The 23767-nt window shown below is 73.0% G+C and carries 27 protein-coding genes and 1 tRNA gene; 9 read left to right on the forward strand and 19 right to left on the reverse strand.

The window, feature by feature from the left end; translation table 11 throughout:
• The first annotated feature begins 4 nt into the window (after positions 1 to 4).
• The 3 genes from MRBLML1_RS07320 to MRBLML1_RS07330 all read left to right on the forward strand — a co-directional run bounded on the left by MRBLML1_RS07320 (position 5) and on the right by MRBLML1_RS07330 (position 2588).
• The gene (locus MRBLML1_RS07320) at positions 5 to 1165 is read left to right on the forward strand and encodes a glycoside hydrolase family 6 protein (RefSeq protein WP_364513612.1); all 1161 of its coding nucleotides are present in this window, start codon (positions 5 to 7) and stop codon (positions 1163 to 1165) included.
• Positions 1166 to 1436: 271 nt separating this feature from the next.
• Positions 1437 to 1892, forward strand: coding sequence for an HNH endonuclease (locus MRBLML1_RS07325; protein ID WP_364513615.1), 456 nt, complete (start codon positions 1437 to 1439; stop codon positions 1890 to 1892).
• Between the two features lie 9 nt (positions 1893 to 1901).
• Positions 1902 to 2588, forward strand: coding sequence for a lysoplasmalogenase (locus MRBLML1_RS07330; protein WP_364513618.1), 687 nt, complete (start codon positions 1902 to 1904; stop codon positions 2586 to 2588).
• On the opposite strand, the gene MRBLML1_RS07335 is transcribed toward MRBLML1_RS07330, so the two are convergent.
• Positions 2560 to 3447: a LysR family transcriptional regulator gene (locus MRBLML1_RS07335; RefSeq protein ID WP_364513621.1), complete on the reverse strand. Its 888-nt coding sequence runs from the start codon at positions 3445 to 3447 to the stop codon at positions 2560 to 2562. The two genes, MRBLML1_RS07330 and MRBLML1_RS07335, sit on opposite strands and share 29 nt — an antisense overlap.
• Positions 3448 to 3528: 81 nt before the next feature.
• On the opposite strand from MRBLML1_RS07335, the gene MRBLML1_RS07340 reads away from it, so the two are divergent.
• Complete coding sequence (locus tag MRBLML1_RS07340; RefSeq protein ID WP_364513624.1) at positions 3529 to 4764, forward strand: MFS transporter; 1236 nt, start codon at positions 3529 to 3531, stop codon at positions 4762 to 4764.
• Here the strand turns inward: MRBLML1_RS07340 and MRBLML1_RS07345 are convergent.
• Positions 4761 to 5921 (reverse strand): Glu/Leu/Phe/Val family dehydrogenase, encoded by a 1161-nt coding sequence (locus MRBLML1_RS07345; RefSeq protein ID WP_364513627.1) that lies wholly within the window; start codon positions 5919 to 5921, stop codon positions 4761 to 4763. The genes MRBLML1_RS07340 and MRBLML1_RS07345 overlap by 4 nt on opposite strands.
• A gap of 80 nt (positions 5922 to 6001) precedes the next feature.
• Between MRBLML1_RS07345 and MRBLML1_RS07350 the strand changes: the two genes are divergently transcribed.
• Complete coding sequence (locus tag MRBLML1_RS07350; RefSeq protein ID WP_364513630.1) at positions 6002 to 6928, forward strand: LysR family transcriptional regulator; 927 nt, start codon at positions 6002 to 6004, stop codon at positions 6926 to 6928.
• 4 nt (positions 6929 to 6932) lie between these two features.
• Here MRBLML1_RS07350 and MRBLML1_RS07355 read toward each other — a convergent pair whose 3' ends face one another.
• The 9 genes from MRBLML1_RS07355 to MRBLML1_RS07395 form a co-directional block, all read right to left on the reverse strand.
• On the reverse strand, positions 6933 to 7349 hold the full coding sequence (locus MRBLML1_RS07355; protein ID WP_364513633.1) for a hypothetical protein: 417 nt from the start codon (positions 7347 to 7349) through the stop codon (positions 6933 to 6935).
• Positions 7350 to 7417: 68 nt separating this feature from the next.
• Positions 7418 to 7491: transfer RNA gene (locus MRBLML1_RS07360), tRNA-Met, on the reverse strand.
• Between the two features lie 50 nt (positions 7492 to 7541).
• Complete coding sequence (locus MRBLML1_RS07365; RefSeq protein WP_364513636.1) at positions 7542 to 8144, reverse strand: trimeric intracellular cation channel family protein; 603 nt, start codon at positions 8142 to 8144, stop codon at positions 7542 to 7544.
• A 22-nt stretch (positions 8145 to 8166) separates the two neighbouring features.
• Positions 8167 to 8580, reverse strand: a complete 414-nt coding sequence (locus MRBLML1_RS07370) for a limonene-1,2-epoxide hydrolase family protein (protein WP_364513639.1) — start codon at positions 8578 to 8580, stop codon at positions 8167 to 8169.
• Positions 8581 to 8586: 6 nt separating this feature from the next.
• Complete coding sequence (locus MRBLML1_RS07375) at positions 8587 to 11550, reverse strand: UPF0182 family protein (RefSeq protein ID WP_364513642.1); 2964 nt, start codon at positions 11548 to 11550, stop codon at positions 8587 to 8589.
• The gene (locus MRBLML1_RS07380; protein WP_364513645.1) at positions 11543 to 12097 is read right to left on the reverse strand and encodes a PPA1309 family protein; all 555 of its coding nucleotides are present in this window, start codon (positions 12095 to 12097) and stop codon (positions 11543 to 11545) included. The genes MRBLML1_RS07375 and MRBLML1_RS07380 overlap by 8 nt, the downstream gene beginning before the upstream one ends.
• Positions 12098 to 12128: 31 nt before the next feature.
• Positions 12129 to 13178, reverse strand: a complete 1050-nt coding sequence (locus MRBLML1_RS07385) for a YlbL family protein (protein ID WP_364513648.1) — start codon at positions 13176 to 13178, stop codon at positions 12129 to 12131.
• Between the two features lie 48 nt (positions 13179 to 13226).
• Complete coding sequence (locus MRBLML1_RS07390) at positions 13227 to 13583, reverse strand: hypothetical protein (RefSeq protein ID WP_364513650.1); 357 nt, start codon at positions 13581 to 13583, stop codon at positions 13227 to 13229.
• Positions 13584 to 13633: 50 nt separating this feature from the next.
• The gene (locus MRBLML1_RS07395; RefSeq protein WP_364513653.1) at positions 13634 to 14062 is read right to left on the reverse strand and encodes a molybdenum cofactor biosynthesis protein MoaE; all 429 of its coding nucleotides are present in this window, start codon (positions 14060 to 14062) and stop codon (positions 13634 to 13636) included.
• A gap of 73 nt (positions 14063 to 14135) precedes the next feature.
• On the opposite strand from MRBLML1_RS07395, the gene MRBLML1_RS07400 reads away from it, so the two are divergent.
• Together MRBLML1_RS07400 and MRBLML1_RS07405 are read left to right on the forward strand one after the other, a co-directional pair.
• On the forward strand, positions 14136 to 15470 hold the full coding sequence (locus MRBLML1_RS07400) for a zinc-dependent metalloprotease (protein WP_364513655.1): 1335 nt from the start codon (positions 14136 to 14138) through the stop codon (positions 15468 to 15470).
• The gene (locus MRBLML1_RS07405) at positions 15467 to 16009 is read left to right on the forward strand and encodes an NUDIX hydrolase (protein WP_364513657.1); all 543 of its coding nucleotides are present in this window, start codon (positions 15467 to 15469) and stop codon (positions 16007 to 16009) included. Before MRBLML1_RS07400 ends, MRBLML1_RS07405 begins: the two co-directional genes overlap by 4 nt.
• 18 nt (positions 16010 to 16027) lie before the next feature.
• Here MRBLML1_RS07405 and MRBLML1_RS07410 read toward each other — a convergent pair whose 3' ends face one another.
• The 3 genes from MRBLML1_RS07410 to MRBLML1_RS07420 form a co-directional block, all read right to left on the reverse strand.
• Entirely contained in the window at positions 16028 to 16597 is a 570-nt protein-coding gene (locus tag MRBLML1_RS07410) for a M48 family metallopeptidase (protein WP_364513660.1), read from the reverse strand.
• A gap of 10 nt (positions 16598 to 16607) precedes the next feature.
• The gene (locus MRBLML1_RS07415; RefSeq protein WP_364513663.1) at positions 16608 to 17654 is read right to left on the reverse strand and encodes a PHP domain-containing protein; all 1047 of its coding nucleotides are present in this window, start codon (positions 17652 to 17654) and stop codon (positions 16608 to 16610) included.
• A 358-nt stretch (positions 17655 to 18012) separates the two neighbouring features.
• On the reverse strand, positions 18013 to 18834 hold the full coding sequence (locus MRBLML1_RS07420) for an enoyl-CoA hydratase/isomerase family protein (RefSeq protein ID WP_364513666.1): 822 nt from the start codon (positions 18832 to 18834) through the stop codon (positions 18013 to 18015).
• Positions 18835 to 18974: 140 nt separating this feature from the next.
• Between MRBLML1_RS07420 and MRBLML1_RS07425 the strand changes: the two genes are divergently transcribed.
• Both MRBLML1_RS07425 and MRBLML1_RS07430 read left to right on the forward strand, forming a co-directional pair.
• Positions 18975 to 19133 carry a DUF5679 domain-containing protein gene (locus MRBLML1_RS07425; protein ID WP_162851524.1) on the forward strand — a complete coding sequence of 53 codons (159 nt, stop codon included), beginning with the start codon at positions 18975 to 18977 and terminating at the stop codon, positions 19131 to 19133.
• A 148-nt stretch (positions 19134 to 19281) separates the two neighbouring features.
• Positions 19282 to 20133, forward strand: coding sequence for a hypothetical protein (locus tag MRBLML1_RS07430; RefSeq protein WP_364513669.1), 852 nt, complete (start codon positions 19282 to 19284; stop codon positions 20131 to 20133).
• 9 nt (positions 20134 to 20142) lie between these two features.
• Here the strand turns inward: MRBLML1_RS07430 and MRBLML1_RS07435 are convergent, their stop codons facing one another.
• The 5 genes from MRBLML1_RS07435 to MRBLML1_RS07455 form a co-directional block, all read right to left on the reverse strand.
• Positions 20143 to 20307, reverse strand: a complete 165-nt coding sequence (locus MRBLML1_RS07435) for a hypothetical protein (RefSeq protein WP_364513671.1) — start codon at positions 20305 to 20307, stop codon at positions 20143 to 20145.
• Positions 20308 to 20496: 189 nt separating this feature from the next.
• Positions 20497 to 20664, reverse strand: a complete 168-nt coding sequence (locus MRBLML1_RS07440; protein WP_364513674.1) for a hypothetical protein — start codon at positions 20662 to 20664, stop codon at positions 20497 to 20499.
• Positions 20665 to 20723: 59 nt separating this feature from the next.
• Complete coding sequence (locus MRBLML1_RS07445; RefSeq protein WP_364513677.1) at positions 20724 to 20999, reverse strand: WhiB family transcriptional regulator; 276 nt, start codon at positions 20997 to 20999, stop codon at positions 20724 to 20726.
• A gap of 156 nt (positions 21000 to 21155) precedes the next feature.
• A complete protein-coding gene (locus MRBLML1_RS07450) occupies positions 21156 to 21446 on the reverse strand; it encodes a hypothetical protein (protein WP_364513680.1) in 291 nt (96 codons plus the stop codon).
• Between the two features lie 127 nt (positions 21447 to 21573).
• Positions 21574 to 23658 (reverse strand): ATP-dependent DNA helicase UvrD2, encoded by a 2085-nt coding sequence (locus MRBLML1_RS07455; RefSeq protein ID WP_364513683.1) that lies wholly within the window; start codon positions 23656 to 23658, stop codon positions 21574 to 21576.
• Between the last annotated feature and the right edge of the window lie 109 nt (positions 23659 to 23767).

The following is a 23767-nucleotide window of genomic DNA, read 5'->3' on the forward strand; positions in this document are numbered from 1 at the left end:
GCAGATGCGTCGTCTCACGATCCTCTGCCTCCTGCTCGGCGCGCTCGGGCTCGTTACGGGCGCGGCCGGCGCCGACCCGCTCAACCCCGCCAACCCGCTCGCGGGGACGGGCACCTGGCGGCACTCCACGATCCAGACCCGGGCCAACCCCGAGCTGCTCAACTACGTCGCGGAGACGAACCCGACCCGCAAGTACCTGCTCGGCCGGGTGGCGCTGACCCCGAAGGCCCGTTGGTTCGCCAACTGCGGCACGTGCAACCCCGGGACGGCGCAGCGCTCCGTGGCGGCGTACGTCGCCGACGCACGGCGCGGCAACCCCGACGCCCTCGTCCAGCTCGCCGTGTTCGGGCTGTGGCCCGACGGCGAGGTGGTCCGTGGCAAGCGGCCCGCGATGTCCTGGTCGATGGCGCGCTACCAGGCCTGGATCAAGCAGGTCGCCGCCGGCATCGGCAGCGCCCGCGCGGTCGTCGTCCTCGAGCCGGACCTGGCGATCTCCGCCAACCACGGCGCCGACGGGCGCACCATGCCCGACCCGACGCCCGGCACCCGGATGGCGATGACCCGCTGGGCGGCGTACTACCTCTCCCGGCTGCCGCGCACGACGGTCTACCTCGACGCCGGCTCCGCCGACTGGCTGTACGTCGACGAGGCGGTCCGCCTGCTGCGCGCGAGCGGCATCCAGTACGTCCGTGGCTTCGCCCTCGGTGCCACGCACTACGACTCGGTCGCGAGCAACGTCGCCTTCGCCGCCCGGCTCAGCACCGCGCTCGCCAAGGCCGGCCTCCCCGGCAAGCGGGCGGTCATCGACACCGCCGACAACGGCACGCCCTTCACCTGGGCGCAGTGGAACGCGCGCTGGGGCGAGCGCTACCGGGCCACCCGCAACGAGTACTACCAGTTCGACAACACCCCGACCTGCTTCTCCCGCACCGAGCAGGTCTGCCAGACCATCGGCCACAAGCCCACCTGGAACCCGGTGGACGCGGAGGCCGCCAAGCTCGGCCTCGGCACCGCCAGCCCGGTGCTGCGCCGCCAGGCCCGGCTCTTCGTCGACGCCTACCTGTGGTTCGGCCGCGGCTGGCGCTGGATGCAACAGGGCGGCAACGACGCCCGCACCGAGGTCCGCACGGTGCGGATGGCGACGTACACCCGCTTCGCGCGCTAGCGGCCCGACCACTTGTAACTACGTGTTCATGCCTCTACCAGGGTGGTAGACCACCCGGGTAGAGGCCACAACGCCCGGGTAGATGAGCGGCCCGGCGCGAAAAACGCTGGGCGGCGAGCCGTCCTCAGGCGTACCGTCACGCCAGGGGCCACCGCCCAGTGGCCTTCTGCATTTCACGCCCTCGTGGCTCGCCGGAAACACCGGCTGCCCACGCTTCGCACACGATCGGACAGGAGCACGACCAGGCTCTCGAGGAAGGAGGTACGGCGCCATGACTGCCGTGATGCTGCTCAACGCCTCCTACGAGCCGCTCGGGACGGTCACCTTCCAGCACGCCGTGCGCATGCTCTTCCGCGAGGTCGCCACCGTCGAGGAGGCGCACGACGACCGGATGATCGGCCCGCACCCGTGGCCGCGGGTGATCCGACTGGTCCGCTACGTCGCCGCGAAGTGGATGTACCGGCCCGCGGCCTACTCGCGCTCGGGCGTCCTCAAGCGGGACCGTCACCGGTGCGCCTACTGCCGCCGGCACGCCTCGACCGTCGACCACCTGCTGCCCCAGAGCCGCGGCGGTGGCTGGACCTGGCTCAACACCGTGGCCGCGTGCGGTCCCTGCAACGGCCGCAAGGCGGACCGGACGCCGGCCGAGGCGGGCATGCGCCTGCTGGTCGTCCCCTACGCGCCGACCCGGGCCCAGCTCGCCGCCACCCGGCCGAGCACGCCCTAGATTGGCGCGATGCGCACGACCACCCGGCTCCAGCTCGTCTACGGCGCCCTCGCGGCGGCCGACACCCTGCTCGCGGGGTCCGGCCGCCCGTGGGCGCACCGGGCCCGGCGCGTCACCAAGCCGCTGCTGATGCCGGTGCTGGCCGCCTCGCTCGCCACCGACGACCGAGCCACCGGCTCACCGCTGCGCGCCACCACCCTCGCCGCCGAGGCCGCCGGGTGGGGCGGTGACGTGCTGCTGCTCGGCGAGGGTCCGGGCCGGTTCGCCGCCGGCGCCGGCTCCTTCGGGGTCGGCCACCTCGCCTACCTGCACGGGCTGCACCGCCTCCGCGAGCGTCGTACGACGGCCCGGCGCAGTCCCGCGGTGCGCGCGGTCGCGGGCGTGTGGGCCGGCACCGCACCCGTCGTCGCGGTCGCGGCGGCGCGCCAGGAGCGATCCCTCGGGCCGACCGTGCTGGGCTACTCCGGGCTGCTCGCGACGATGGTCGCGGCCGCGACCCGGCTCGGGGACGACGTACCGCGACGGGCCCGGCTGCTCACCGCGAGCGGCGCCGGCCTCTTCCTGCTGTCGGACTCGGTGCTCGGCGCGCGGACCTTCCTGCTCCGCTCGCCGTCACCGGCGGTGGAGTCGGCGGTGATGGCGACCTACACCGCCGGGCAGTACCTGATCAGCCGCGGGGCGGCCGCGGCGAGCTGAACGACGCCACGAAGTCCCGGAAGCGCGCGGCGGCGGGCTCCAGCTCGCGGTCGGTGCGCCACGTCAGCCCGACCGTACGACGAGCGCCCCGGCTGGTCAGCGCGATGCCGACCGTCCCGGAGAGGCCGGCGAAGTTCTCCGGCACGATCGCCACGCCGAGCCCGGCGGCGACCAGGCCCTCGATCGTCGCGAGGTCCGCGCTCTCGAAGGAGACCTGCACCGCGACCCCCGCCTCGGCGAGCAGCCCGTCGACGAGGGAGCGGAAGCCGAAGCCGACCGGCGTCGTCACCATCTCCTCACCCGCGAGCTCGGCCAACCCGATCCGCTTGCGCTGGCGCAACCGGTGCGACGGCGGTACGACGAGCACGAGCCGCTCGTGCTGGAGCGGGAGCCAGCCGAAGTGCTCTCCGGGCCGGCTCGCGGTGACCGCCAGGTCGACGGCGCCCGCGGCGAAGTCGTCGCGGATCCGGTGCCCCGGCTCCTGGGAGAGCTCGACCCGCACGCCCGGAGCCTCCTGGTGGAAGCCGCGCAGCAGCTTGGGCACGAGCGAGGTGGCCATCGAGTCGAGGAAGGCCAGCCGCACCACACCGCGGTCGGGGTCCAGACGGGCCACGACCTCCGCGGTCAGCTGGCGGTAGCGCGCCACCAGGTCCCGCGCGGCCGCGGCGACATAGGTCCCGTGGGGCGAGGTGACCAGCCCCTCGGGCACCCGCTCGAAGAGGCGCACCCCGAGCTCCTCCTCGACCCGCGACAGCGCGCGGGACAGCGTCGGCTGGCTGACCCCGAGCACCGCGGCGGTGTCGGTGACGTGCCGGTGCTCGGCGAGGGCGACGAGCCACTCGAGGTCGCGGATGCGCATGTCGACATCATACGAAGAACGCATGGACTACCTGCGTGCTTGACATTGGACGTATGACGCCGCTCGGCGCACCCTGGTCCGGTGACTGTCTCGCTCACCGCCCCGCCCGTCGCCCTCGACGGCCATCCGCGCGGCTCGCTCGGCTACCGCCGGATCATGACCGCGATGGTCTGCGCCGGCATGGTCACCTTCGTCCTGCTCTACGACATCCAGGCGCTGCTGCCCGCCTTCTCCGCCGACTTCCACGTCTCCCCCACCCAGGCGACGCTGTCGATGTCGTTGACCACGGCCGGGCTGGCCCTCGGCCTGCTCGTCGCCGGGCCCGCGTCGGAGGTGCTCGGCCGGACCCGGATGATCGTCGGCGCCGTGTGGCTGGCCAGCCTGGTCGCGCTGCTGTGCCCGTTCGCGTGGTCCTGGCACGCACTGCTCGCGCTGCGCTTCCTCCAGGGCGTGGTGCTGGCCGGTCTGCCCGCGGTCGCGACGGCGTACCTCCGCGAGGAGCTGCACGCCTCCGCGCAGGCCCGCGCGGCCGGGCTCTACATCGGCGGTACGGCGCTCGGGGGCATGGTCGGCCGCCTGCTCACCGCCCCCGTCACCGACCTCCTCGACTGGCGCTGGGGGCTCGCCTCCGCGGCGGCGCTCGCGGTCATCTGCGCGATCGCCGTCACCGTCGCGCTGCCGCCCTCGCAGCACTTCACCGCGCGCCGCCGCGACGACCTGGCGCTCGGTGCGATGTCGCGCGCCGCCCTCGCCGACCCCGCGCTGCGCCGGCTCTACGTGCTCGGCGGCCTCTCGGTCGGGGCGCTGGTGGTCGTCTTCAACGCGCTCGGCTTCCGGCTCACCGCGGCGCCGCACCACCTGAGCCTGGGCGCGATCAGCCTGCTCTACCTCGTCTACCCCCTCGGCACGATCAGCGCCACGGTCTCCGGGGCGTGGGCGGACCGGCTCGGCCGTCGTACCGTGCTGCCGATCGGCTGCCTGGCGGCGCTCGCCGGTGTCGCGCTGACCCTCTCCCCGTCGCTGCCGCTCATCGTCGCCGGACTCGCCCTGCTCACCGCCGGCTTCTTCGTCGTGCACGGCATCGCCAGCGGCTGGGTCGCCGTGCGGGCGCACGCCGCCGGTGCCAGCGCCAGCCAGGCCGCGGCGTTCTACCTGTTCTCCTACTACGTCGGCTCGTCGGTCCTCGGCAACCTCGGCAGCGGCGCCTGGTCGGCGTACGGCTGGGCCGGTCCGGCCCTGCTCGCCCTCGCCCTCTTCGCCGGGGTCGGCGTGCTGGCGCTCGGGCTGCGCCGGATCCCGGCGCTGCCGCCGCACTAGCGCGCGGGCAGGCGACGACGCGCGGCCATCGCGGCCCGCACGCGCTCCTCGGCGAGCCGCCGGGCGGCCCGGTGGGTGCTCTCCTCCCGGTCCCGGGCACTGTCCAGCACCGCCGTGGTGTTGGCGCGCAACCGCGTGGCGATCGTGTCGAGCACGGGCGCCGGGTCGGGCCGGAAGGCCGAGAACCGTGCGTCCATCGCATAGCCGGCCGCGATCACACCACCGGCGTTGGCGATGAAGTCCGGCACCACGACGACACCGCGCTCGCGCAACACCTCCTGGGCCGCCGGCGAGGTGGGCAGGTTGGCGCCCTCGACGACCACCCGGGCCTTGATCCGGCCGGCGAGGTCCTCGTCGACGACGTCCTGGGTCGCGGCCGGGACGAGGACGTCGCAGTCGAGCTCCAGCTCGGCGCCCAGCGCGACCGGCGCGGCGTCGTGGTGGTGGACCAGCGCGTCGCCGTGCGTGCGGCGCAGGGCCACCAGCTCCGCCACGTCGAGACCCGTCGGGTCGTGCAGCGCCCCCGCGCCGGTGCTGATGCCGACCACGGACGCGCCGAGGGCGGTGAGCCGCTCGGCCGCGGCCACCCCGACGGCACCGAAGCCCTGGACGACCACCCGGGCACCGCGCAGGTCGTCGCCGCACCACCGGGTCGCGGCGGAGGCCGACTCGGCCACGCCGAAACCGGTCACCCCGAGCTCGTCGTAGGGCAGGCCGCCGAGGCTGTGCGGGGTGCCGACCGACGTGCCGCGGCCCAGCTCGTCGAGCAGGATCGCGCCGTCGTCCTCGGTCAGGCCCATGTCGAGGCCGAACACGTACTCCGCGGGCACCTCGTTGCTCAGCGCGCGGGCGAAGGCACGCAGCACCGCCTCCTTGTCCGGCGAGGCGGGGTCGGCCACGATGCCGGCCTTCGCGCCGCCGTAGAACATGTCGACCGAGGCCCACTTCAGCGTCATCACCCGCGCCAGCCGGGCGATCTCGCGGACCGTGACCGTCGGCGCCATCCGGGTGCCGCCCTTGCCCATGCCGCGCGCAGTGTTGTCGATGACGAGCACGCCACGCATGCCGGTGCGGGTGTCGGAGACGCAGACGACCTTCTCCGGCCCCCACTCGTCCATCAGGTCGAAGGGGCTCAGGTCGGCGCTCGGGCTGCTCACCGCTCCATCCTCGGACCTCGCCCCGGTCGGCCCCAGGGCCCAAGCGCCAGATCAACCTGCATCTAGGTTAAGTTCTCCTGGTGCTCCAGCCGACCCACCTCCGCACCCTGCAGGAGGTGCTCGCCACCGGCTCGCTGGCCGGCGCCGGCGCCCGCCTGGGCTTCACCGCCTCGGCCGTGTCCCAGCAGATGGCGGCGCTGGAGCGCACGACCGGCTTGGTGCTGCTCGAGCGCGGCCCCCGATCAGTCCGCCCGACCCCCGCCGCCGAGACGCTGGCCCGGCGGGCCACGGCCCTGCTCAACCAGCTCGACCTCCTCGAGCGCGAGGTCCGGGTGATGGCGGCCGGCAGGCAGGGCGCGGTCCGGATCGGGAGCTTCCCCAGCGCGAGCGCGCGCCTGCTGCCCCCGGCGCTCGCCCGCCTCGCCCGCAGCCGTGCCCAGGTCGACGTGCTCCTCGACGAGGCCGAGCCCGGCGACCTGGTGCCCCGGCTGCTCGGCGGCGCTCTCGACCTCGCCCTCGTCTACGAGTACGACGCCGTACCGAGCTCCTGGCCGGCCGAGCTGACCCGGACCAGCCTGCTCGAGGAGGAGCTCCTGGTGCTGCTCCCCCGCGGCCACCGGCTCGCCCAGGCGCCGTCCGTCGACCTGGCCGAGCTCGCCGGCGAGCGCTGGGCCAGCAGCCTGGAGGGCACGGCCGGCACCCGCACCCTGGACCGGCTGTGCGCGGCGCGGGACTTCCAGCCGCGGGTCGACTACCGCAGCAACGACTACAACGTGGTGCGCGGGATCGTCGCCTCCGGCGTGTGCGTCGCGCTCGTGCCCGCCCTGTCGCACACCACGGACCAGGGCGTGCGCCTGCTCCCGCTCACCTCCCGGGAGTCCGTACGACGGGTGCTCGCGCTCCACCGCACCGAGGACACCAACCCGCTCCTGCCGCCCGTGCTCGACGCGCTCGTGCGCGCCAGCCGGGCGCAGGGCCGGCACCTGCTCGGCGTGCGCTCGCTGTGAGCGCTCAGGCCGCCGGCTCCTCGGCGACCACGCGGCGCCGGAGCCAGGTCTTGCGGATCCGCCACCCGACGTATCCGAGACAGAAGACGTCGCCGGCCACGAAGAGGATCCAGCCCTTGCTCCCGCGCGAGTAGAGCGAGTTGTCCCCCGCCACCTTCTGGGCGCGGGCCTGGTCGCCGGGCTCGTCCAGCTCCTCGCTGTCGAAGCTCGCGTCGTCCATCCGGATCGAGCCGTCGTCGCTGACGAAGGTGCCGGTCCAGTCGCACCCGTCGCGGCCACAGTCCTTCTCCACCGCGGTGAAGGTGCCGAAGGTGCCTTCGTTGCGTGCGGCGGAGATCGCGAACGGGACGACGACGACGCTCACGCCCAGGTAGAGGACGCACAGCGCGAACATCATCCACTCGTCGACCCACCGCTTCACGGCGCGATGATCGCACGAGGAAAGCATCAGGGCCCGGTTCGTGTGCACGAACCGGGCCCTGATCTTTGTAGCGGGGGCAGGATTTGAACCTGCGACCTCTGGGTTATGAGCCCAGCGAGCTACCGAGCTGCTCCACCCCGCGTCGGTGAACCCAACGTTACGACATGGGGCCAAGGGCCACCAAATCGGGGTCTACGTCCGTGGCACGGGAGCGGTCCAGCCCCGGGAGAGGGCGAGCAGGCGCCAGCCGATGGTGACGGCGGCGGCCGGGCCCACGATCACCGCCGCCGGCACGCCGAGCTCGACGCCCGTCGCCGCGACGGCCGCCCCTGCGAGGGCAGGGATGGCGTACAGCTCGCCCTTGCGGAAGATCACCGGCACCCGGCCCACGAGCAGGTCGCGGATGATGCCGCCACCGACACCGGTGACCATGCCGAGGGCGGCGCCGGGGACCGGTCCGAGGCCGAGCTCGTGGGCCTTGAGGGCGCCGGCGACGCAGAACAGGCCGAGCCCGAAGGCGTCGAAGACGTTGATCACCCGTTCCAGCCGGCCCACCGCGGGGTGCAGCCAGAAGGTCACCAGGCCGGAGACGACCGGGACCAGCAGGTAGCGCCAGTCCGCGACGGCGGGCGGCGGCACGGCGCCGATGACGACGTCACGGATGACTCCCCCGCCGAGCCCGGTGGCCATGGCGAGCACCACGACGCCGACGATGTCGAGCTGGTTGCGCACGGCGACCAGCCCGCCGGAGATGGCGAAGACGAAGATGCCGAGGAGGTCGAGGGTCAGCAGCACGACGGCACCGCCGGCGGGACGGTCAGCGACGCCGCCGGCGCGCGGCGCCGACGAGCACCCGGCCCGCCCCGCGCACGCCCGCGGCGAGGAAGGTCGGCCAGTCGAAGTAGTCGCGCCACAGGACGATCTTGTCGTCTCGGACCTCGAACGTGCCACACACCCAGAACTCCATGGCGAAGGAGCCGCGGCGCAGCCGGTCGATCCGCTCGGTGAGGACGACCGGCCCGTTGGCGGCGATGTTGACCATCTCCACCTCGAAGCCGGTGCCGACCTTGGTCATCGTGCGCAGCTGGCGCGCCACCGCCCGTCGCCCGCGCGCGGGCGGCAGCGGGACGTTCTGGTAGACGACGTCGTCGGCACACAGCGCGAGCGCACCGGCGGCGTCGAGCTCCTGCAGCCGGCCCAGGAAGCGGTGGACGACCTCGATCTCGCTCACGACGGGCTACTTCTTGTCGCGCTCGTCCGCGAGCTTGACCGCCTTCTCCACCGCGTCCTGGGCGAAGCCGAGCTGGCGCACCCACTCCGCGGTGTTGTTCGCCTTCTGCGCGTCCGCCGCTGCCTTGAACGCGGTGTCGGCGGCGCGCAGTGCGGCCGCGATCTGCTCGTTGATGCTCTGGTTGCCGCCCGGCTCCGGCGTCGGTGTCGGCGTGCCCGTGCCCGGGTCGGGCGTGGTCGGCGTCGTCGGCGTGGCCGTGCCGGTCTTCAGGTCGACACCGAGGGCCGCCCCCAGGGCGAGCGGCAGGTCCTGGTCGATGCCGACCTTGTCGGCGTACTTCACGATCACGTACTGCAGGATCGGGAAGGCGGACGTGGCGCTGCGCGCGGCGTAGACGGGCTGGATGTAGATCAGCCCGCCCGAGACCGGCAGGGTCAGCAGGTTGCCGAAGCGCGGCGGTGTCGCGCCGGAGACGCGGTACTGCTGCAGCTTGGCGGCGACCGTGGTGTTGCCCTGCATCTCGTTGGCGACCTGGCCGGGCCCGGGGGTGTCCTGGTCGGCCATCTCCAGCAGCCGCAGCCGGCCGAAGTCGTCGGTCGTGGCGTCGGAGTTCACCTGCAGGTACGACGTCAGGGTGTTCTGCGCGCCGCGCGGCTTGAAGACCGAGGTCAGCGACCAGTCGTTGGTGCCGTCGACGCCGGTCGAGAACAGCCGGTACGGCGGCTGGAAGACCGCCCGCGAGGCGTTCGGGTCCTCCGGGACCTCCCAGCGGTCGTTGCCGGAGTAGAACTCCTCGGCGGCGGTGACGTGGTACTTGGCGAGTTGGAAGCGCTGCACCTTGAACAGGTCCTCGGGATAGCGCAGGTGCTCCTCGAGCTCCTTGTCGATGTCCGCCTTCGGCTTGACCGCGCCGGGGAAGACCTTCATCCAGGTCTTGAGGATCGGGTCGTCCTCGTCCCACTGGTAGAGGGTCACCGTGCCGTCGTAGGCGTCGACCGTGGCCTTCACCGCGGAGCGCATGTAGTTGATCTCGTCGGTCGGCAGCGTCTGCAGCCCCGTCGTGGTCTGCTGCAGCGAGTCGTCGATCATCGAGTCGAAGGACTCCCGCTGGGCGTTCGGGTACTTGTCCGTCGTGGTGTAGCCGTCCATGATCCACACGATCTTGCCGTCGACGACCGCGGGATAGGGGTCGCCGTCGATCGTCAGCCACGGCGCGACCTTCTCGACGCGCTCGGTGGGCGTGCGGTTGTAGAGCACCTTGGAGTTGCCGTTGACCCGGCCCGAGAGCAGGAAGTTCGGCTCGCCGAACTTGATGGCGTACATCAGCTGGTTGAAGGTGCTGCCGACCGCGACACCACCCTTGCCGTCGTACGTCGTGCGGGTGTTCTCGGCCTCCTCGCCGCTCTGGCTCAGGCCGAGCTCGACGTTGCTGCCGCCCTTGGCCTTGCCGACGATGGAGTACGACGGGCTCTGCTCGCCGAAGTAGACGCGGGTCTCGAACTTCTCGGTGTCGGTCAGGTCCGAGCCGCCCTCGTCGCCCTCGCGCCGGATCCCCTCGGCCCACTCGATCCGGCCGTTGGCCTCGTCGTTGGTGGCGATCCGGTTGGCGTAGGCCGCGATCAGGCCCTCGCCGTGGGTGTAGACGGTGTGCAGGTTGGACCAGTTCTGGTCCGAGGACTGGATGCCGTTCTGGTCGAGCTCGCGCACGCCGAGGACCAGCGGGACCTCTCCCGCCTGGCCCTTGATCTTGTAGCGGTCGACGTCGAGCACCTGCGGCACCGAGTAATAGGCCTTGATCCGCTGGCGCTGCTGGAAGGTCTCGCGCACCTGGAGCGGGTCGATCACCGGCGTGGTGGTGAGGTCCTGGAGCACCTTCACGCCCTGCGCCTTGCTGGTGGCGTCGGAGGTGGTGGCGATCCCGTCGTAGTTCTTGACGACCTCGATGTCGCTGAGCCCGTAGGCCTCACGGGTGGCGTTGATGTTGGCCTGGATGTAGGACTTCTCCTTGTCCGCCTCCGACGGCTTGACCTGGAAGTTCTGCACGATGGCGGGCCAGATCATGCCGAGCAGCACGGCGGACAGGGCGAGCAGGGCGAGGCCGACCGAGGGCAGCTGCCAGGTCCTGCGCCACACGTTGAGGAAGAAGAGCACCGCACAGATCAGCGCCACCCCGACCAGGATGTTGCGGGCCGGGAGCAGGGCGTTCTCGGCGGTGTAGTTCATGCCGGTGAAGATCCGGTGGTCGTCGGTGACCAGGTCGTAGCGGTCGAGCCAGTAGTCGACCGACTTGGCCAGCACGAAGACGCCGAGCAGCACCGAGAGCTGCACCTGGGCGGCCCCGGAGAGCCGGTCGTGCGCCTGCTGGAGGCGGATGCCGCCGTAGAGGTAGTGGACGACGGCGGTGCCGATCAGGGCGACCACGGTCGCGGCCATCACGAAGTCGACGACGAAGTTCCACCATGGCAGGTGGAAGACGTAGAAGCTGATGTCCTTCTTGAAGTACGGGTCCTGCCGGCCGAAGTCCTCGGCCTTGCTCCACAGCTGGAAGGTGCGCCACTGCCCGACGGCCGACGTACCGGCGAAGATGCCGACGACCAGCGCGACACCGGCGAGCAGCCAGCCGCGGATCGGGGTGACGGCGTCGCGGTAGCGGTCGACGCTGGCGTCGCTCGGCGCCATCCGGAAGAGCGGACGGAAGCGGTAGGCCAGGTGCATGTTGACCGCGACCATGGCGGCCATCAGCAGCCCGAAGGCGACGAACAGCCCGACCTTCGTCCACAGCATGGTGCTGAAGACCTGGCCGTAGCCGACCTCCTTGTACCAGAGGCGGTCGGTGTAGACCGACGCGAAGGCCGTCAGCAGGAAGAAGCCGAGCACCAGGATGACGCCGGTGATGACCAGCGCGCGTGCGCGCCGTCCGGGTCGTTCGGGCGCCGGGCGCTCCGGGTCCTCGTCGAACAGGTCACTCATCGTCGTCCTCCGCGTCGTCCAGCGTGCCCCGCAACAGCTCGAGCAGGCCCGGCACCAGGTCCGGTCCGCCCATCACCGCCATGTCGTCGTCCTGGCTGCGCATGCGCAGCGCGCAGTACGCCGCACCGTGCCGGGTCACCCCGGCCACGATGCGTACCTCCTCGGCGTCCGGGTGCTCCCGGGCGAACTCCAGCGCCGCCGCAGGGTCCTCGGGCACCTGACCGTCGGCCGCCGGCGGCAGCACGAGCCGCTCCACCACGGCCGCGCAGCCGGTGACCATGCCCGGCCACACGATGCCCGGCAGCACCTCCTCCAGCTGCTGGCCCGGGGGCAGCTCCTCCTGCTCGACCGGCGTCAGCGAGCCGCGCTCGATCGGCTGGTCGAGGCCGAGCTGGGCGGCCAGGGCCGGCTCCTGCTCGACCAGCTGCGCGGTGTCCACCAGCGCGTAGAGCCGCGCCGGCTGGTCCCACCCGGCGCGGGCGAGGTGCTTCTCGACCTCCAGCACGGCGGCCGCAAGGGCCGGGTCGACGTCCAGCTCGTAGTCCATGGGCTCGCTCTCGGGTGCAGCTCGGCAGGGGTCAGCAGGTCGGCAGCTTGGCGTCGTGGTCACCGGCCCACTTCTCCAGGGCCTGGCGCGCCTCGTGCATGGTGGTCGCCTTGACCAGGCGCAGGTCGGGGTCGAGGCCCTGGACGTCGGCGCAGTTGTCCTTGGGCACCAAGAAGAGCTCGGCGCCGGCCTCCTGCGCGCCGGCGATCTTCTGCGCGATCCCGCCGATCGGGCCGACCTTGCCGTCGGCGTACAGCTCACCGGTGCCGGCGACGGTCGCGCCGCCGGTCAGCGAGCCGGGCGTCAAGGTGTCGTAGATGGCGAGGGAGAACATCAGTCCCGCGCTCGGGCCGCCGACGCTCGGGTCGACGTGCAGCTGGATGTCGAAGGGCAGCTGGTAGCCCAGGCCCACCGAGATGCCGACCTGCGGCACCTGCTTGCCGTCGACCTCGACGAGCTTGGGCTTGACCCGCACGGTGAGCTCGTCCTTGTCGCGCAGGATCCGGAGCTCGACGTTCGTCAGGTCGGTGTGCTTGCGCACGGCCGCACTGACCTGCTTGCCGTCGGTGACCGGCTCGCCGTCGACCTCCTTGAAGATGTCGCCCGCGAGCAGCTTGTCCTTCGCCGGGCCCTTCGGGTCGACCGAGGCGACCTGGACGGCCGTCGGCACCTCGACGCCGATCTCCTTCAGGGCCACCGCCTTGGCGGTGTCCTGGGAGTTGGCCATCTGGACCGCGCCCTCGGCCTTCTCCTCGTCGGCGGTCTGGTCGTCGGGGTGCACCACGTCGTAGGGCACGACCGCCTTGTCGGGGTCGAACCACCGCGACAGCGCGTCGCCGAGGCCGAGCTTCTGCCCGTACGACGAGGCGACCACCGTCGTGAACCGCAGCTGGCCCTTGTCGTAGTAGGCCTTGTGCCCGTCGACCTGGACGACCTCGGCGTCGTTGGCGTCCTTGCCGAGGATGTCGAACGTCGGCCCCGGGCTGTAGGAGGCGTAGGGCAGCGGCACGGCGAGCGCGATCCCGCCGAGGATGAGCGCCAGCGGACCCGCGATGCACGCGGCGATCAGGCGCTGGCTCATGGCGCCTACCCTCTCAGACCGCGCCAACGCGCACGCGGGTGAGGGTGGTCACGAGGCGCGACGGTCGCGCGCGGCCTGATCGTCGGCGGCCGTGGGCTCGATGATGCGCACCTCCGGCTCGTCCGGCTGCGCGTCCGGCTGGGCAGCTCCTTCGGCGCTGCCCGGCAGCACGACCGGACGACGGCGCGAGGCGCGCAGGGCGACCCCGGTCGAACGGTCCTCCTCGCGCGGCGCGACGGCGTACCCGGGGCGGAGGCCGCGCTCGCGCGAGAGCGCCTCGCCGAGGCGGCGGGCCGCGGTCTCGCGGTCGACCTGGCCCCGGCCCTCACGACCCCACCAGCCGACCCACAGCATCGCGACGACCGTCGCGACGCCGGCAGGCACGAGCCAGAGCAGGATCTCCATCCTCCGAGCGTAGGTCGGCGGCGGGAGCGGATCGGTCAGGACACGCGGGCTCAGGGGCTCCCGACCCACTCGTCGGAGCCGTCGGTGAAGCGCTGGTGCTTCCAGATCGGCACCTCGGCCTTGAGCGTGTCGATCAGCGCCCGGCTGGCCTCGAAGGAGGAGCCGCGGTGGCCCGCCGTGGTCGCCACGACGACGGCCAGGTCGCCGATCGCGAGGTCCCCGACCCGGTGCACGGCGGCGACCCCGGTCACGTCGTGCTCCTCGGCGACGCGCTCGCACACCTCCCGCAGGCGGTCGAGGGCGGTGGGGTGCGCGGAGTACGACAGGCCGGTGACGCCCTGCCCGTGGTCGTGGTCGCGCACCCGCCCGACGAAGAGCACCAGGCCGCCGGCCGTGGGGTCCTCGAGGCACTCGAGCACGCCGGCGACCGACAGCGGCTCCTCGGAGATCGCGGCCAGTCGGACGGCAGGATGCGGCATGGGGGCGAGTCTAGGGGTCCGTCCAGGGCTTCCCCCGACCCCGCCGGTTGGCGATCGGGCGTAAATTCGGGGCATGAGCAACGAGCCGGGCAACCCGGGCGACGACCAGCCCAACCCGTTCAAGGGCACGCCCTTCGAGCAGATCTTCGGGATGCTCGGCGGCGGTGGCTTCCCCGGTGGGGCGAGCCCGTTCGGCCCCGGCGGCGGCGCGGCCTTCTTCCAGCAGCTGCAGTCGCTGATGCAGCCCCACGACGGTCCGTTGAACTGGAAGGCCGCGAGCGACATCGCCCGCCAGCAGGCCGCTCAGGAGCCGGACCCCTCCCCTGGCCAGCGCGACCACGACCGGGTCGCCGACGCGGTCCGGCTCGCCGACCACTGGCTCGACGCGACCACGGAGTTCCCCTCCGGCGTCTCCACGACGGCGGCCTGGTCGCGGGCGGAGTGGCTGGTCGAGACCCAGCCGGTGTGGAAGGTCCTCGTCGAGCCGGTGGCCGCCCGCTCGGTCACCAGCCTGTCCAGCGGCCTGCCCGAGGAGATGAAGGCCGCGGCCGGTCCCTTCGTCGGCATCATCGGCCAGGCCGTGGGCGGCATGCTCGCGATGCAGGTCGGCCAGGGCCTGGGCGCCCTCGCGGGCGACGTGCTGACCGCCTCCGACATCGGCCTGCCGCTCGGCGCCCCCGGCAAGGCCGGCCTGGTGCTGACCAACGTGCGCGCCTTCGCCGACGGTCTCGACGTCTCCGAGGACGACGTCCTGCTCTACCTCGCCCTGCGCGAGGCCGCCCACCAGCGCCTCTTCGCGCACGTGCCGTGGCTGCGCGAGCACCTCATCGGCGCGGTCACCGACTACGCCCGCGGGCTGGAGATCAACGCCCAGCAGATCCAGGACCGGGTCCAGGAGCAGCTGCGCGGCATCGACCCGACCAACCCCGAGGCGATCCAGGGCCTGCTCGAGGGCGGCCTCTTCGAGGCGCCGCAGACGCCCGCGCAGACCGCCGCGCTGGGCCGCCTGGAGATCGCGCTCGCCCTCGTCGAGGGCTGGGTCGACGAGGTCGTCGGCCAGGCCACCGAGGAGCGGATGCCCGCCGCGGCCAAGCTCCGCGAGGCCGTCCGCCGCCGCCGGGCCGCCGGTGGTCCCGCCGAGCAGACCTTCGCCGCGCTCGTCGGCCTCGAGCTGCGCCCGCGCCGGCTGCGGGACGCCTCCACGCTGTGGGGCGGCCTGCGCGCCCGCTCGGGCCCCGAGGCCCGCGACGGCGTGTGGATGCACCCCGACCTTCTCCCGAGCGCCGCCGACCTCGACGACCCGCTGTCGTTCCGTGCCGAGGCGACCCCGCCGGAGGAGCTGAGCGAGGACGAGTTCGACGCCGAGCTGCGCAAGCTGCTCGACGGGCCCGACGCCACCGAGGAGTGAGCCTCCACGCGGACGCCCTGAGCGTCCTCGGCGGCTGGCGCGCGCCGGACCCGGCCGAGGAGGAGCTGCGCCGCCGGTACGTCGCGCACCTCCGGGCGCGCCCGGACGGCATGTGGCGCTCGTCGTACCCGGACCACCTGACGGCCGGCACCCTCGTCCTCGACGCGACGGGTGAGCGGGTGCTGCTCAACCTGCACCGCAAGGCGCAGCGCTGGTTCCACTTCGGCGGGCACGCCGAGGAGGGCGACCCGACGCTCGCGGCCGTCGCGCTGCGCGAGGCGCACGAGGAGAGCGGGCTCACCGATCTGGACTTCCATCCCGATCCGGTCCAGCTCGACCTGCACACGGTGCCCTTCTGCGGCGAGCGCGGGGACGTGCACCACCTCGACGTCCGGTACGTCGCCGCCGCCCGCCCCGGCGCCGAGGCGGTGGTCAGCGACGAGTCCCTCGCCGTGCGCTGGTGGCCGGTCGGCGACCTGCCGGACCTGGAGCCGGAGATGCACACCCTGATCGGGCGCGCCCGAGCCCTGCTCGGCTGACCCAGGCTCCGACGCCGCTCAGTCGACCGCGTCGCCGGCGGGATAGACCTCCTCCGAGGGCGGACGCGGCATCCGGGCCGCGTCCGACCAGCCGGCGAGGTAGCCCTTGGCCTTCTCCGCGGCCGGGTAGTGCGCGACCCAGCCCCAGAACTTCTCGTCGTGCTGGGGCTCGATCAGGTGCGCCAGCTCGTGCACGATGACGTAGTCGAGCACCCACTCCGGCATCCGCTGCAGCCGCTCGGAGAGCCGGATCGAGCGGTCCCGTGGCGTGCACGAGCCCCAGCGGGCACGCTGGTTGCCGACCCACCGCACGGACTCCGGCACCGCCAGGCCGCCGAGGTAGTCGTCGCTGAGCCGTCGCGCGCGCGTCATCAGGTCCGCGTCGTCCCAGCGCCGCGGCGCCGCCGCCCGCAGCTCCTTGCGCTCCACGCGGGCGACCATCTTCGTCACCCAGGCGCGCTCCTCCTCGCCGGTGAGGTTGTCCGGGACGAGGACGACGATCTTCGCGCCGTCACGGTACGCCGAGACGGTACGACGCCGGCGACCCGACCGTCGTACCTCCACCCGCGGCTTGCTCCGCGCACCCATGACCTGGACCTTAGGGGTTTGCCCAGGTCAGGAGGCGCTCGACAGGCCAGGTGTTGACGATCCGGTCAGCGTCGATGCCGGCCGCCTCGGCACGCTCGCAGCCCAGCAGCGGGTAGTCCAGCTGTCCCGGCGCGTGCGCGTCGCTGTCGATCGAGAACACGCAGCCGATGTCGCGGGCCAGCTCCAGCAGCTTCGTCGGCGGGTCGCGGCGCTCGGGCCGGGAGTTGATCTCCACCGCGACGCCCTCCTCCGCGCACGCCTCGAAGACGGCCCGGGCGTCGAAGCGGGACTGCCCCCGCGTGCCGCGACTGCCGGTCACCAGGCGGCCGGTGCAGTGGCCGAGCACGTTGGTGAACGGGTTGCGCACCGCGGCGACCATCCGCCGGGTCATCTGCTCAGGCTCCATGTGCAGCTTGGAGTGCACGCTGGCCACCCGTACGTCGAGGCGCCCCAGCATCTCCTCGGTCTGGTCGAGGCCGCCGTCGTCGAGGATGTCGACCTCGATCCCGCGCAGCAGCCGGAAGCCGGCGCCGGCGAGGTGCTCGTTGACCGCGGCGACCACGTCGAGCTGCCGGGTCAGCCGCTCCGCCGACAGCCCGCGGGCGACCTTGAGCCGCGGCGAGTGGTCGGTGAGCACGAGGTAGTCGTGGCCCAGCTCGATGGCCGTCATCGCCATCTCCTCGATGGGCGAGCCGCCGTCGGACCAGTCCGAGTGCGAGTGCAGGTCGCCGCGCAGGGCGGCGCGCAGGGTGGTGCCGGCGCCGTCGTGGGTCAGCGGCGCGCCGTACTGCTCCTCGGTCTCGGCCAGCTTGTCCGGCACCCGGCCCTCGACCGCCTGGGCGATCACCCGGGCGGTGCTGGAGCCGACCCCGCCGAGCTCGGTGAGGGTGCGGGTCCGTGCGCGCTCGGCCACCTCGTCGGCCGGCAGGGGCAGGATCGCGGCCGCCGCGCCGCGATAGGCCTTCACCTTGTAGCTGTCGGCCCGTCCGCGCTCGAGCAGGAACGCGATCCGGCGCAGCGCCGCCACCGGGCCGCCGTCGTATACCTGGTCCGCCATGTGACCCCGATCACGCTCCCTTCGGGACTGAAGTATTTGTTGTCCACAACCGGTGGAAGAACCTGTGGGCAGTGTTCTCGCAGGTCACCCCGCGGTACGACGCCGTCCGCCTCACCATTTTCCCCCACCCGTCCACATCGAACTCACCGATCCGGCGCCGTCGTCCACCGGCTGCGCACGTCATCCACAACCGTGTCCACAGCATCCTCCACAGGGACACACCGCGCTGGATTGACCCCGCCGCCGCGGCTGCCTAGCGTCTGGTCCGACGAAGCCCCCGGGGCGTGGTCCTCGCTCGCAAGGGGAAGGCAAGCGAGGGTCGCTGCGCACCGGGGGCCTCGTTGCGTCCAGGGCCGGCTCAGCGGTTCCGGAAGACCGGTGGGCGCCGCTCCTGGGCGGCGCGGATCCCCTCCAGCAGGTCCTCGGTGGCCAGCGTCACCGGCTGGGCCAGACCCTCCCACTCCAGCGCCGTCTCGATGCTGGCGTGCGGGCGCTGCAGCGCGCGCTTGGTGAGCCGGGTCGCGATCGGCGCCGCGCCGGCGATGTCGGCCGCGCTCGCGAGCACCTCGGCGCGGAAGGTCTCCGGGTCCAGCACCCGCGAGACCAGGCCCAGCACGAGCGCCTCCTCGGCCTCCACGACCCGGCCGGTGAGGAAGAGGTCACGGGCGGCGGCGGAGCCGACGACGTCGGGCAGCAGGTAGGTGCCCGCCATCCCCGGGTGGATCCCCAGCTTCGTGAACGGGACACCGAGCTTGGCGCCCCGGGCGGCGTACCTGATGTCGCAGGCCAGGGCCAGGCACAGCCCCGCCCCGATGGCCGCGCCGTTGAGCGCCGCGATCGTCGGCACCTCCAGGCGCCGGATCGAGAGCCAGGCCCGGTAGAACGGCAGCATCCGGGCGCGCAGGTCGTCGACGCTCGCGTCCGGCTCGGAGGCCAGCCAGGACAGGTTGCCGCCGGAGCAGAACGCCTTGCCCTCACCGGTCACCACGACCACCCGCACGGACGGGTCCGTGGCCAGGTGGTCGACCGCGGCGACCCAGGACGCGGTCATCTCGTCGCTCATCGCGTTGCGCAGGTCGGGCTGGTCCAGGACGAGCAGCGCGACCCCCTCGGCGGGCCGTTCGAGGCGCAGGTGGGTCAGCGGCGGCGGGGTGGGGGAAATCGAGGCCGTTTCAGACATGCGGGGCACGCTACTGCGCCTGCGTGGCGCCGTGCCGTAGGGTCGTGGAGGTTCGGAGTCGGACTCCGGACCCCGGCGGGCTTCCCCCAAAGACCCCCGTCGCGACGACCAACAGAATGAAACATGGCAAGGAGGCCGTCATGGCGGAGACCTGGAGCGGCGAGTTCTACTGCGTGAAGTGCAAGGCCAAGCGTGAGGCTGAGGGCGAGGTCAAGGTGAACGACAAGGGCACCCGGATGGCCAAGGCCGTCTGCCCCGAGTGCGGCACCAACCTCAACCGCATCCTCGGCAAGGCCTGATCTCCCGGCCCACTGACCGACCCGTCGCGGGCGGCACCACCACCGGTGGTGCCGCCCGCGGCCGTTTTCACCAGCCCCTCGTCCCCAGGCCGGTGCCGCCTGTGGAGAGGCCGGCGCACGCACCTCCCTCCGGTGGCAGGCTGCTGCCATGACGTCCGCTCTCGGGACCCGGCGCCTCGTCCTGCGCCCCGGCACGCCGGTGCTGGCCCGCTCCCCCGGCATCGTGCAGGTCGGGCTCGACGCGCCGGTGGTCCGGCTCCCCGACGAGCCCGCCGTCCGGTCCCTGCTCGCCGGCCTGCTCGGCTCGCGCGGCCTGCCGGAGAAGACCGCGGCCGATCCGGACGTGCTCGACCGGCTGCGGGCGGCGGGGCTGCTGCTCGTCGTGCCGGACGGGCCGGCCGGCGTCGCCGAGCAAGTGCTTCGCGCACAGTTCGGCCCCGACGCCGTACGCCGGCACACGGCCCGACCCCACGGCGCCGCGGTCGCCGTCGACGCGCCGCCCGGCACCGCGGCCCTGCTCGCGCCGCTCCTGGACGCCGCCGGCCTGCGCCGCGCCGAGACCGCCGCCGTGCACCTCGTCGTCAGCACCGGCCCGCTCGACCGCGAACGGCTGGACCCGCTGGTGCGGACCGGGACGCCGCACCTGGTCGTCAGCGGTGCTGCCGCCGGGCGCCGGATCGGCCCGTTCGTCGAGCCGGGACGGACCGCCTGCCTGCGCTGCGTGGACGCGCACGAGGCCCTGGCCGACGTACGCCGGCCGTTGCTGCTCGCCCAGGCCGCCACGACCGCCGGCACCCGCCCGCCGCCCGTGGACCCGGTCCTCGACGCGCTGGTGCTCGCCTGGGCGGTGCGCGACCTGTGCCGCTACCTGGAGGGGGACGCGCCGAGCACCTGGTCGGCGACCTACGACCTCGGGCCGCGCGACGCACCGGTCGCCACGCCGTGGGGACGTCACCCCGACTGCGGCTGCGCCTGGGACGAGCTCACCCTGCTGCCGTGAGCGGGCCGGTCACCACCACTCGCTGTCGAGCTTGGCCTCCATCGCCCGCAGGTGGGCCCGCGAGCACTCGTCGCAGTAGCGCCGGACCCGGCCGCGCTCGACCGCGGACGTCCACGTCAACGGCGCGGTGTCGCCGTCGGCGCGCCGGCCGCAGAAGTCGCAGGAGACGGGCATGTCCCCCAGCGTAGGAGCCTCGGCGCCCCTGCGGGGCGTCGTGACCGAAAAGTTGCGAAGGGCCGGAACCGACGGTGGTCGGTTCCGGCCCTTCTTTCATCACCCGCGATCAGGTGTGCCCCAGAGGAGGCCTCCGAGGGCGTTTCTGCCTCGCTGCCGGGCGGGTCCGCGTCCGCGGACCGGTCCGGTTCAGAGAGCGCGAGCGAGGGCGAGACGAGCCTGCTGCGCAGCACGCTCGGCCTTGCGGCTCAAGCGGCGGGCGCGGGCCACCTGGGCGGCCTCGCGCAGCTGGTGCGCCTCTCCCAGGCGCGCGGCCATCTGCGCGCGCGCCAGGTCTTCGTTCATCATGTTGAACATCTGAGGATCCTTCGTTTCGTCGTGGTCTGGTTGGTCGCTCGGAGAGCGGGAATCGATGCCTAGGCGGCGGTCACGGTCGCGTCCTTGCGCGGCCGGCCCCGGGGCCGCTTGCGCGGGATCACCACGCCGGCCAGGAACAGCTCGCCACCCCACACGCCCCACGGCTCACGCCGCTCGAGGGCGCCGGCCAGGCACAGGGCCTGGACGGGGCACGCCTGGCACAGCGCCTTGGCGGACTCGACGTCCGACGGTGACTCGGCGAACCACAGCTCCGCGTCGTTCAGCCGGCACGGCAGCAGCTCGTCCAGCGTCGGCTCGAGAACACTGGTCGTCATCTGCTTTCACCTCCTCTTCAATGACCTGATCGCGTTGGTCGTTTTTCCTCGAGGGGATCTGCGACTTCGCAGTTCTCAGGTCTTGAGAAACACGAAGGCCGCGGATCCCGGTCTGTCGGGTTCCGCGGCCTGGAGGCTGCCGAGCTGATCGAAGGATCAGCTGGGATGGCTCCAGGCGGGCGGGCCCGGGACGTGGGCGGCGATGGCGCCGCGGTGTCCGATGCCGGTCGTGCCGCGCTCCCGCTTGACGGACGGACCGTCAGCCTGCGCGACCTCGCCACCATTGGCGGCGATCGGCGCGAAGGCGGCAGCGTCGGCCGTGCTCGGGCGCAGCGCAAAGCCCTGGACCTCGAGGGTCGCGAGAGCGGAGGTGGCGCAGTCGAGCGCGGACAGCGCGAGCTGCCAGACGTTCTCGTCCGTCATCGGGATCATCACGATGTTCTTCACGTTCGCCACCTCCTTCGGTGTCTTGCGGGGCGCCAGCCGTGCCAGGGCTGTGATGCGCAGAGTGGATGTTGCCTGACGACCGTAACGGGCGCGTATCAGGGCGTGCAAATCATTTATCGGGGTTTTCTCAGAGTTTTTCAGATACGAGAGCGAGCACCGCCTCGCCGTACTTCTCGATCTTGTTCGGGCCCACTCCGTTGACCTTCGCCAGGGCCCGGATCGAGGCCGGCTTGTGCTCGGCGATCAGCTCCAACGTCGCGTCGGTGAACACGACGTACGCCGGCAGCGGCTTGCCGTCCTCCCCCGCCTCCCGCGCGGTCTCCAGCCGCCACGCCTTGAGCCGGTCGAAGAGCTCCTCGTCGTAGCGCACCGGGTGGTGGGAGCAGCGGCCGCGCTTCTTCTCCGCCGCGGTGCCGAGCGGCTGCAGGCAGTCCCGGCAGCGCGCGACCTTGGACCGGCCGCGGGTCGCCTGCGGCTGCTGCGACTCGGGCAGCAGCGGCACGAGGAAGCGCGAGGGCTGCCGGCGTGGGGCCTGGCCCGGGTTGCGGGCCGCCGCCCAGGAGACCATCAGCTCCTGGCGGGCACGGGTCATGCCGACGTAGAGCAGGCGGCGCTCCTCCTCGACGGCCCCCGGTGGCGCGCCCTCCTGGCTGGCGTAGGTGATCGGCACCGTGCCGTCCTGGACCCCGCAGCAGAACACCGCGTCCCACTCCAGGCCCTTGGCCGCGTGGAAGGTCGCCAGGGTGACCCCGTCGGCCGTCGGGGCGTGCTGCTCGGTCGCCCGCCGGTCGAGGTCCTCGACGAAGGCCGCCACCGACGCCTCGACGCCGCGCTCGGTCGCGAAGTCCTCGGCCTGGTCGACCAGCGCCTGGAAGGACTCCCAGCGATCGCGCGCCTGCCCGCGCGCGGTCGGTGGCTCGGGCGTCCAGCCCATGCCGCCCAGCACGTCGCGCACCACCCCGACCCAGGGCAGGCCCTCGGCCTCGCCCGAGCGGGCCGCGCCACGCAGCCGGGTCACCGCCTCGCGCACCTCGCGGCGCTCGAAGAAGCGCGCCGCGCCGCGCACGACGTAGGGGATGCCGCGGTCGGTCAGCGCGTCCTCGAAGGTCTCCGACTGGGCGTTGATGCGGAAGAGCACCGCCATCTCGCCGTAAGCCGTGCCCGCGCGGTGCAGCCGCGCCGCCCGGTCGGCGACGCTGCGCGCCTCGGCCACCTCGTCGGGCTCACCGACGTAGCGCACCGCGGAGCCCGCCGCCTGCTGCGAGCGCAGCTCGACGCCCGCGCTGGACGTGCCGGCCAGGAGCTGGTTGGCCGCGGCGACGACCTGCGGGGTGGAGCGGTAGTTGCGGACGAGCTCGATGGACGTCGTACCCGGATAGCGCTGGGGGAAGTCGCGCAGGTAGCCCGCGTCGGCACCGGCGAAGGAGTAGATCGTCTGCGCCGGGTCGCCCACCACGCACAGCTCGTCGCGCCCGCCCAGCCACAGGTCGAGCAACGCCGACTGGAGCGGCGAGACGTCCTGGAACTCGTCGACGACGAACCACTTGTACTGCCGGCGCACCTGCGCGGCCACCCGCTCGTCGGAGGCCAGCACGCCCGCGGTCAGCAGGAGCACGTCCTCCATGTCCATCCGACCCTGGTCGCGCTTGACGTCCTCGTAGGCCGCGAACACCCGACCGACCGTCTCCGGCGTCTGGTCCGCCACCGCACGGCCCTTGGCCGGCGCGAGCCGGGCGTAGTCGTCGGCGCCGATGTTGCTCACCTTGGACCACTCGATCTCGGAGGCGAGGTCGCGCAACAGGGCCTGGTCGGTGCGGACGCCGATGGTGCGGCACGCCGCCGCCAGCATGCCGATCTTGGACTCGACCAGCTCGGGGAGCTCGGTGCCGTGCACGTGCGGCCAGAAGTAGCGCAGCTGACGCAGTGCCGCGCTGTGGAAGGTCCGCGCCTGCACGCCCGGCGCCCCCAGCTGGCGCAACCGCTGGCGCAGCTCGCCGGCCGCCCGGGTGGTGAAGGTGACCGCCAGCACCTCCGTCGGCGCGTAGACCCCCGCCAGCACGCCGTGCGCGATCCGGTGGGTGATCGCCCGGGTCTTGCCCGTCCCGGCCCCCGCCAGCACCCGCACCGGGCCGCGCAGGGTCTCGGCCACCTGCCGCTGCTCGGGGTCGAGCGCGGACAGCAGCCGCTCGATGGGGTCGGTCGTCGCGGACATCGGGGGGTGCGGCTCCTCGGTGGGTGGGATCGGGTGGATCGGTCCGGCGTCCCCGACCCTAGACCGGGGGTCCGACGCAATCCCCGCGGGGGAATGCGGGGCCGGCTGG

The sequence above is a fragment of the Nocardioides sp. LML1-1-1.1 genome, from assembly GCF_040676175.1.
In the GTDB taxonomy this organism is placed as follows: Bacteria; Actinomycetota; Actinomycetes; order Propionibacteriales; family Nocardioidaceae; genus Nocardioides.

Coding starts and splice junctions, on each gene's coding strand:
- MRBLML1_RS07445 (WP_364513677.1), bottom strand. CDS start 20,999: ATGACGACCAGTGTTCTCGAGCCGACGCTGGACGAGCTGCTGCCGTGC.
- MRBLML1_RS07325 (WP_364513615.1), top strand. CDS start 1,437: ATGACTGCCGTGATGCTGCTCAACGCCTCCTACGAGCCGCTCGGGACG.
- MRBLML1_RS07430 (WP_364513669.1), top strand. CDS start 19,282: ATGACGTCCGCTCTCGGGACCCGGCGCCTCGTCCTGCGCCCCGGCACG.
- MRBLML1_RS07375 (WP_364513642.1), bottom strand. CDS start 11,550: ATGAGTGACCTGTTCGACGAGGACCCGGAGCGCCCGGCGCCCGAACGA.
- MRBLML1_RS07410 (WP_364513660.1), bottom strand. CDS start 16,597: ATGGGTGCGCGGAGCAAGCCGCGGGTGGAGGTACGACGGTCGGGTCGC.
- MRBLML1_RS07400 (WP_364513655.1), top strand. CDS start 14,136: ATGAGCAACGAGCCGGGCAACCCGGGCGACGACCAGCCCAACCCGTTC.
- MRBLML1_RS07395 (WP_364513653.1), bottom strand. CDS start 14,062: ATGCCGCATCCTGCCGTCCGACTGGCCGCGATCTCCGAGGAGCCGCTG.
- MRBLML1_RS07320 (WP_364513612.1), top strand. CDS start 5: ATGCGTCGTCTCACGATCCTCTGCCTCCTGCTCGGCGCGCTCGGGCTC.
- MRBLML1_RS07390 (WP_364513650.1), bottom strand. CDS start 13,583: ATGGAGATCCTGCTCTGGCTCGTGCCTGCCGGCGTCGCGACGGTCGTC.
- MRBLML1_RS07415 (WP_364513663.1), bottom strand. CDS start 17,654: ATGGCGGACCAGGTATACGACGGCGGCCCGGTGGCGGCGCTGCGCCGG.
- MRBLML1_RS07455 (WP_364513683.1), bottom strand. CDS start 23,658: ATGTCCGCGACGACCGACCCCATCGAGCGGCTGCTGTCCGCGCTCGAC.
- MRBLML1_RS07440 (WP_364513674.1), bottom strand. CDS start 20,664: ATGTTCAACATGATGAACGAAGACCTGGCGCGCGCGCAGATGGCCGCG.
- MRBLML1_RS07435 (WP_364513671.1), bottom strand. CDS start 20,307: ATGCCCGTCTCCTGCGACTTCTGCGGCCGGCGCGCCGACGGCGACACC.
- MRBLML1_RS07425 (WP_162851524.1), top strand. CDS start 18,975: ATGGCGGAGACCTGGAGCGGCGAGTTCTACTGCGTGAAGTGCAAGGCC.
- MRBLML1_RS07335 (WP_364513621.1), bottom strand. CDS start 3,447: ATGCGCATCCGCGACCTCGAGTGGCTCGTCGCCCTCGCCGAGCACCGG.
- MRBLML1_RS07385 (WP_364513648.1), bottom strand. CDS start 13,178: ATGAGCCAGCGCCTGATCGCCGCGTGCATCGCGGGTCCGCTGGCGCTC.
- MRBLML1_RS07380 (WP_364513645.1), bottom strand. CDS start 12,097: ATGGACTACGAGCTGGACGTCGACCCGGCCCTTGCGGCCGCCGTGCTG.
- MRBLML1_RS07420 (WP_364513666.1), bottom strand. CDS start 18,834: ATGTCTGAAACGGCCTCGATTTCCCCCACCCCGCCGCCGCTGACCCAC.
- MRBLML1_RS07330 (WP_364513618.1), top strand. CDS start 1,902: ATGCGCACGACCACCCGGCTCCAGCTCGTCTACGGCGCCCTCGCGGCG.